This is a genomic window from Enterococcus sp. 2G9_DIV0600, from assembly GCF_002140615.1.
Classification (GTDB): Bacteria; Bacillota; Bacilli; order Lactobacillales; family Enterococcaceae; genus Enterococcus_D; species Enterococcus_D innesii.
Genome location: NZ_NGLL01000001.1, coordinates 2,409,826 through 2,416,595 on the forward strand (window position 1 = coordinate 2,409,826; position 6,770 = coordinate 2,416,595).

Annotated in this window: 7 protein-coding genes; 5 read left to right on the forward strand and 2 right to left on the reverse strand. The window is 38.0% G+C overall.

The window, feature by feature from the left end; all coding sequences use genetic code 11:
• Positions 1–167: 167 nt before the first annotated feature.
• The 4 genes from A5870_RS11505 to A5870_RS11520 all read left to right on the forward strand — a co-directional run bounded on the left by A5870_RS11505 (position 168) and on the right by A5870_RS11520 (position 4,154).
• Entirely contained in the window at positions 168–926 is a 759-nt protein-coding gene (locus A5870_RS11505) for a threonine/serine exporter family protein (RefSeq protein ID WP_086292924.1), read from the forward strand.
• On the forward strand, positions 923–1,393 hold the full coding sequence (locus tag A5870_RS11510; RefSeq protein WP_077454203.1) for a threonine/serine exporter family protein: 471 nt from the start codon (positions 923–925) through the stop codon (positions 1,391–1,393). Before A5870_RS11505 ends, A5870_RS11510 begins: the two co-directional genes overlap by 4 nt.
• Before the next feature lie 188 nt (positions 1,394–1,581).
• Entirely contained in the window at positions 1,582–2,181 is a 600-nt protein-coding gene (locus A5870_RS11515; protein ID WP_077454204.1) for a TVP38/TMEM64 family protein, read from the forward strand.
• Between the two features lie 170 nt (positions 2,182–2,351).
• Positions 2,352–4,154 carry a glycerophosphoryl diester phosphodiesterase membrane domain-containing protein gene (locus A5870_RS11520; RefSeq protein WP_077454205.1) on the forward strand — a complete coding sequence of 601 codons (1,803 nt, stop codon included), beginning with the start codon at positions 2,352–2,354 and terminating at the stop codon, positions 4,152–4,154.
• Between the two features lie 61 nt (positions 4,155–4,215).
• On the opposite strand, the gene A5870_RS11525 is transcribed toward A5870_RS11520, so the two are convergent.
• On the reverse strand, positions 4,216–4,425 hold the full coding sequence (locus tag A5870_RS11525; protein ID WP_086292927.1) for a hypothetical protein: 210 nt from the start codon (positions 4,423–4,425) through the stop codon (positions 4,216–4,218).
• Between the two features lie 655 nt (positions 4,426–5,080).
• Between A5870_RS11525 and A5870_RS11530 the strand changes: the two genes are divergently transcribed.
• A complete protein-coding gene (locus A5870_RS11530) occupies positions 5,081–5,440 on the forward strand; it encodes a hypothetical protein (protein WP_086292929.1) in 360 nt (119 codons plus the stop codon).
• A gap of 544 nt (positions 5,441–5,984) precedes the next feature.
• Here A5870_RS11530 and A5870_RS17365 read toward each other — a convergent pair.
• The coding region (locus A5870_RS17365) for a hypothetical protein (protein ID WP_176277851.1) at positions 5,985–6,770 on the reverse strand (786 nt) is incomplete at its 5' end.

The following is a 6,770-nucleotide window of genomic DNA, read 5'->3' on the forward strand; positions in this document are numbered from 1 at the left end:
AATCTTTACGAATAAAGAGAAGTGCCTCTCCTTTCACTTATCACAAAAAATCCTGCGTATAGGTTGCTAGTTATTTTTCAAATCTACTTTTCTTTCTTGTTGAAAACTCGCTGAAATTGTACACTAAGATTGTAGTGCGCAAATTCGATTGAAAAAGGGGTTTGGAAATGGCTGAATCGAAAGAGCTATTATTGGAGACCTGCTTATTAGCAGGAAAAATCATGATGGAAAACGGCTCGGAAGTCTATCGAGTAGAAGATACAATGAATCGAATTGCAGCCAACGCTGGGGAGCAAGGTAGTATTAGTTATGTAACAGCAACTGGTCTTTTTATGGGTTTGCGCAGCAGTCACTATGCGCAAGTAGAAAATGTCCATGATCGAGTCATCAATCTCGAAAAAATCGTTGCCGTTAACGGACTCTCTCGTGCTTATGCAGAAAAGAAAATTTCTTTAGCGGAACTGCACGAGGCATTAAAAAAGGTCAATCCGACAACACCAAGTTTCCCCTACTGGCTGCAGGTCCTTAGTGCTGGTGTAGTCAGCAGTACCTTAATGATTATTTTTGGCGGTGCTTGGTTTGACTTTCTACCGACCTTCATTATTGGCTGTCTGGGATTTTTATGCGCGTATTGGGTCAAGAAAGTGATCGATATCCGCTTTTTGGATATGTTTTGCGCCTCTTTAATAATCGGTACTTTGTCTGTCTTAGCGGTCTCCCTTCATGTCGCACAAAACGTCGATAATTTGATTATCGGTGCCGTCATGCCCTTAGTTCCTGGTGTAGCGATCACCAATTCCTTTCGCGATATCTTGGCGGGCCATCTCATCAGCGGAACCGCCCGAGGTACTGAAGCCATTTTCACAGCTGCCGCGATCGGTGTCGGCATCGCTACGGTCTTCACCTTATTTGGAGGGATCTCATGACGATTTTTATTCACCTTTCCTTCAGCTTTTTAAGCACCGTGACCTTTGGCATTTTGACTAATATTCCTAAAAGAGCTTTGGTTGCCACAGGCATTGCCGGAACCGTTGGCTGGATGATCTATTGGTCATTAAAAACGATTGGCTATGGTTTAGGTAGCGCCAACTTTTTAGCCGCATTTGCTGTCGGTTGCGTCAGCATCTTTTTTTCCCGCAGAAAAAAAATGCCTATGATCATTTTTAACATTCCTAGTCTCGTTCCCCTCGTACCGGGTGGACCTGCCTATAAAGCCGTTCGAGAATTTGCTTTAGGAGACAACTTTGTCGGCTTTGAAAATCTGATGATCGTGGTTATCACTGCTGGGGCGATCGCCGGAGGCTTCATGATGACGAGTGTGGTTGAAAAGATCGTCAATCGTTGGCAAGTGAAGCGCACAAAAAAACGTCACCCAGATAAAAAAGCCTCCTAAAACTAATGGCGTGCCGAAACTATAAATTTTTCTTATTTCAGACTTTGGTACAATGTTTTCTTTGCGGACTTCTCTTATAATAAAGGCATACCTTACAAAACTGTTTGACGTTTGTCATTTGTTTTACTGGATTTTTCTGGTCTCACCCCGTATAGTGAGATTATGAAACAAAAAGGAGATGAAGTCCTGTGAGCATAGCAACTTCTCGTCGTATCATTAATACGATTTCTATTATTGGCTTAGGTTTATCTATCGCATTAACGATCTATTTTATCAATCTAGGTGTTTTCAAAGACATTAATGCCTTACGAGGTCTAGTTGGAAATTCTGTTATCTTAGGACCAATCGTCTTTATCCTATTGCAGATCTTGCAAGTCGTGATCCCAATCATTCCCGGTGGTGTCTCCAGCGCTGCAGGTGTTTTGATTTTCGGTCCTTACCTAGGATTCGTTTATAACTATGTAGGAATCAGTATTGGTTCTGTCATTATTTTCCTGCTTGGCCGACGATACGGTAAACCATTCATTTTAAGTATGATCAGTGACAAAACTTACGATAAATATATTGGCTGGTTAGATAACCAAAGCCGATTTGAAAAACTTTTCGCCCTTGCGATCTTTCTACCGGTTGCCCCAGATGATGCCCTTTGTCTCATGGCTGGGTTGACCAACATGTCCGTTAAGAAGTTTACGTTGATTATTTTATTAGCAAAACCTGCCTCAATTTTCTTGTACAGTATGGCATTGATTTATGGTGGGACATTCTTAACTGGTTTGTTAGGCGGATAAGAATTAGAGTAAGAAAAGCGATCAATTTATTGAGCCGAAGGTGAAGGAGCTACGTTTGAGACAGGATCTATGCCTGTGACGAACTTGCTGCTAAACTGTTCGGCTTTTTTACCGCCTTTACCTTTATTACCCAGAGAACTAAAATACTTACTATTGTTAGGATGACAACCATGAATTATTTAAAAAACAGCTTCATCAACACTTGGGATTTTTTGAAAGACAGCAACGCCTACTTCCGTGATGTCTTATTGATGCACGGTGCCTTGTTGTTCTTAGTAATTCCCATATTAACTTCTTCCACCAAATTCGTTCTAAGACGGGGAGGCTTACCTTACCTTTCATTCGACAATATCGGGAGTATTTTTACAGATCATCCTGTCGTATTGCTTTCACTAACAGTGATTTTGCTTTTGATCTTATTAGCCGTCTTTTTTGAGTTTACATTCTTGTTGTTGAGTGTCTATTTTATCAAAAAGAAACAACCCATCAGCCTGCGCCAATTGTTACGGATGACTGTTTTGCAGTTGCGAAAATTACGGCCGATGACCTTTTTATTTTTTCTCTTTTACTTCTTACTGATTCTACCCATCGGTGGGTTGAGCTTTAATTCGGATTTACTCGCAAAAATCAAAATCCCTGCCTTTATCATGGATTTCATTTTTGCCAACCGTGTCGTAATCATCGGAGCAGTGCTTTTGATCTATGTCTTGTTGATCTATTTAGGAATTCGCGTGATTTTTGCCTTGCCAGAAATGATTTTGCGTGATTTGCCTTTTCGAAAAGCGATCAAAGAAAGCCTTCAAGTGACTAAACGCCGCTTTTTTGCTATCGTTGGTCAGTTTGTTTTTATTAGTGGCAGCATCTTATTGATCACGACACTTAGCTTTACTTTGCTGATCACGATTCAAGCAGTAATCGAAGCTGTTGCACCGAATTATGCCTTGTATAGTGCTGTTTTTATTATGACTTTCTTACAGTTTATTTTGTTACTGAATGTCATTTTATCGACCGTAGCTATTTTTTATATCATCGTTGATTTCATGGATGACGAAGGTTTTTTACCAGAGATTCCTTCATGGTTCCACCAAGAACCATTGAACCAGCGTCATTTCTTAGGTCTAAAAAGTTCCTTGTTTACCTTGGTGACGGTGCTTTTCGGTGTCGGTGTTAGTCTATATAATATGAACTATCTGACTTCAGCTGCTTCGATTCATCCGGTAACGATCTCCCATCGAGGGGTAAGCGACGGACAAGGGGTCCAAAATTCTCTTGAAGCACTACGCTTTACTAGTGAGAAGTATCATCCGGATTATGTTGAAATGGACGTCCAGCAAACAAGTGATGGTCATTTTATTGTCTATCATGATTTTTCTTACCGCCAACTAACCGGCGGCAAAGGAAAACCAGAACAATTACCCTTGAGCTATGCCGAATCACTGACAGTTTCGGAAAACAACCAGACAGCCCGTATTCCAACTTTTGACGAGTACTTGGCGCTTGCCAACCAATTGGATCAAAAACTGCTGGTGGAGATCAAAACTCAGCAAAAAGATACTGCGCAGCTCGTAGATGACTTCTTAGAACGATACCAAGAGGATTTAGTTGCAAATGGGCATATTATGCAAAGCCTCTCCTATACAGTTGTTGAAGAATTAAAGGATAAAGCACCTGAATTGACGTCAGGATACATCATGCCCTTCAATGTCGTTGGCCCACCACTGACTAGTGCCGATTTTCTGACAATGGAATACAGTACGATCAACCGCAACTTCATCGCTTCTGCTCGGACTGACGGCAAGGAAGTGTTCGTTTGGACCCCCAACGATGCGGATACCATCAGCCGGATGCGTTTTTACGGTGTGGACGGGATCATTACCGACCAGATGGGGATTTTAAATGAAGAGTTGAGTGTGACGGAAGAAGACATGACTTATTCAGACAAACTATTGAACTTTGTGATCGGTGTTGGCTGATCTCACACGAAGAAAAATGCTGCTCACGGTAATCCGTGGAGCAGCATTTTTTACTCTTTTGTTAAGCAACATTGGTTTGTGTAAAAATTTTATTGAAGCTGACGATCATCCGACGATTACAAGCTTCTACTTGTACTTGATCTTCTTCTTCACAACTTGAAACGACGATCAACGCCGTATTTACGTATAGTTTTTCCACCACACCGATCACAGGCTTACTCGCCCCTACTGGTCGGCAGACATATTTTTCACCAATCGTAATATTCTCCATATCCTCACCTCAACCGTTTTCTTTCTTAAAGATATAATAACAAAAAAGCATCAAAATGAAAACGGTTTATTTCCATTCATCACGCATTTGTCACCAAGAAATAACAGTTTCGTTCGTTGAAACCCACTGCTTTGTTCGTGCCACTGAATAGAATTCATTTTATACTAAAGAAAATCAAAAGGAGATGAGTCAAATGCCAATTATTCAAACCTGTATCTTTGGACTATTGTCTGCTGCGTTGCTTTGGGGATTAAAAGAAGACCACTGATTTTTTGGATTACTGATTTGTTATTAAATAAAATAAAAACGCCTTGAGCCGATCAGAACTGGCTCGAGGCGTTTCTTTATCTTATTATAGACGTTCGTTCAATTCTTTTGCAAGATCTTCGAAACCTGGTTTGCCAAGTAAGGCGAACATGTTTTTCTTATACATTCTACCCTTTTTCTAGTATTTCTCTATTTTAAAAATACCATTATATCAAGGTTTATCCTCTGATTTTTCTTTTCTATCATTTCGATATTTTCTTTTCACTATCACCGAAACTATCACCAATAATTCTCATCTTTTCTACTCGTTCTCTCGTTACAATTTAAAGATCTGTTCGCTTTACAAAACGAACAAACGTTCGTATAATTTTCGTGAGGAGTGATAATTATGGGAATGATTAAACCTTACGAGGACCGGAAAAAATTAAAATGGATAGGTTTCTTTTTATCGGAACATACAACAAGTGTAAATAAAGTTGAAGAGGAACGAGCTTACACTTACCCACCTAAACAGGAAATGGAAATTGAAGAAATTGGAGAATTTTTACAAGAGGCTCTTTTGAAAAATAAAAAGATTGCTGTTCAGCTTAACTATACACAGAATGACAAATTCTTACCGGACATCGTAGGCCGCCTTTCTGGGCATGATGAGATCGGTATTTACGTTGATTCTACGCTGGTTGAATTCGAGGAAATTCGAAATGTAGAATTTTTCCAAGGAGAACTGAAATGGTTTGATCTCTCATGAATTTAATTAGTCAGTATGAACAAGGCTACATCTCCCACTCCGAGTTTTTAGAAGAATTTCCGGATTCAATTCCTGAATCACAAGAATGTATATTTGGTACTAGATGCTCAGAATTTTATGTAGGTATGACTTTGTGAAAGACTAACAATAGGTATTATATACAACGATATAGCGGAGATTTAAGCGGGAGTTTGATGATTTCGAAGATGTAAATGATGAGATTTGTGAGAACCCTTTTAGTACAAGTATCGTCAGTAATTTAAATTCTTTATCAATCATTAAATAGCGCTCAACCTAATTGCGTACTTAACTGCGAAAGGAGTGACCACATGATCTATAAAAAAGAAAATGATTATGTGAAATAGCACAGAGGTGAAGCTATTTTGAATCATAAACACAACGTCATTATTTTAGAGACAAAAAGTACATATATTTTCAGGAGAAGATGCAATACAATCATTAGAAAGCGATATTTAATGACAATCACAGAGTAATTGATTAACCGATGAAAAAAAACCTTCTATTCAAGACTGAATAAAAGGAATTACTCGTGATTAAACTCGGCGAATTTAATCAGCATAACATTAGATTTAATAGCCAAATACAACATTATAAATAGTGTACTGAGTATAAAAAGGCCTATCATCAAAGATAGCCGATAGTTCTCATAATACTCCAACGACGAATCTAAATATTTGACTTTCAAACTAGAATAGGACAAATTGTTATCTTTATTATCACCTATTGCCCCTAACTCTTCGGTATATTCTTTTAGATTTCTTAGCAATGCTTCTTTTTGTTTATCTTGTTTATAAACAATCAAAAAGTTTAAGACAAGGTAAAAAACATAACTCAGGATGACTAAGTTAAGTATAGCACGACTTTTCCCTTGATTAATATTATTTAGTAGGCTTAAAAAAATTGTACCTAATAAACTTAACGAAACGGTTCTAATCTGTCCAATTAGATGTCCTGTTAACTCTTCTATTTTTCTGGTTGTATTAATAAATTCGTGGAGCAATTTATTCTTTTGTTCTAAGAATAATTTCACTCTATCTTGAATATAAAGATTAAAATTGTATTTAACGGATTTTAAGATTTCATCACATTTTTCAACAAAGTTATCTACATTAGAGTCACTATCTAAAAAAATAGTTAGAGTATTACGCAAAATATTTAACTTATCATGATGTTTTTCATCATCAAGAATGAAATTAAATAGCTCGCCTACTTGAACCGCTTCTTTCTCTTGAATATTATCCTCTGTATATTCAAGTGTAAGTGTAATTGTTTTATGTCCTCTAATTAAATACCTATTTTTCCCTAAATC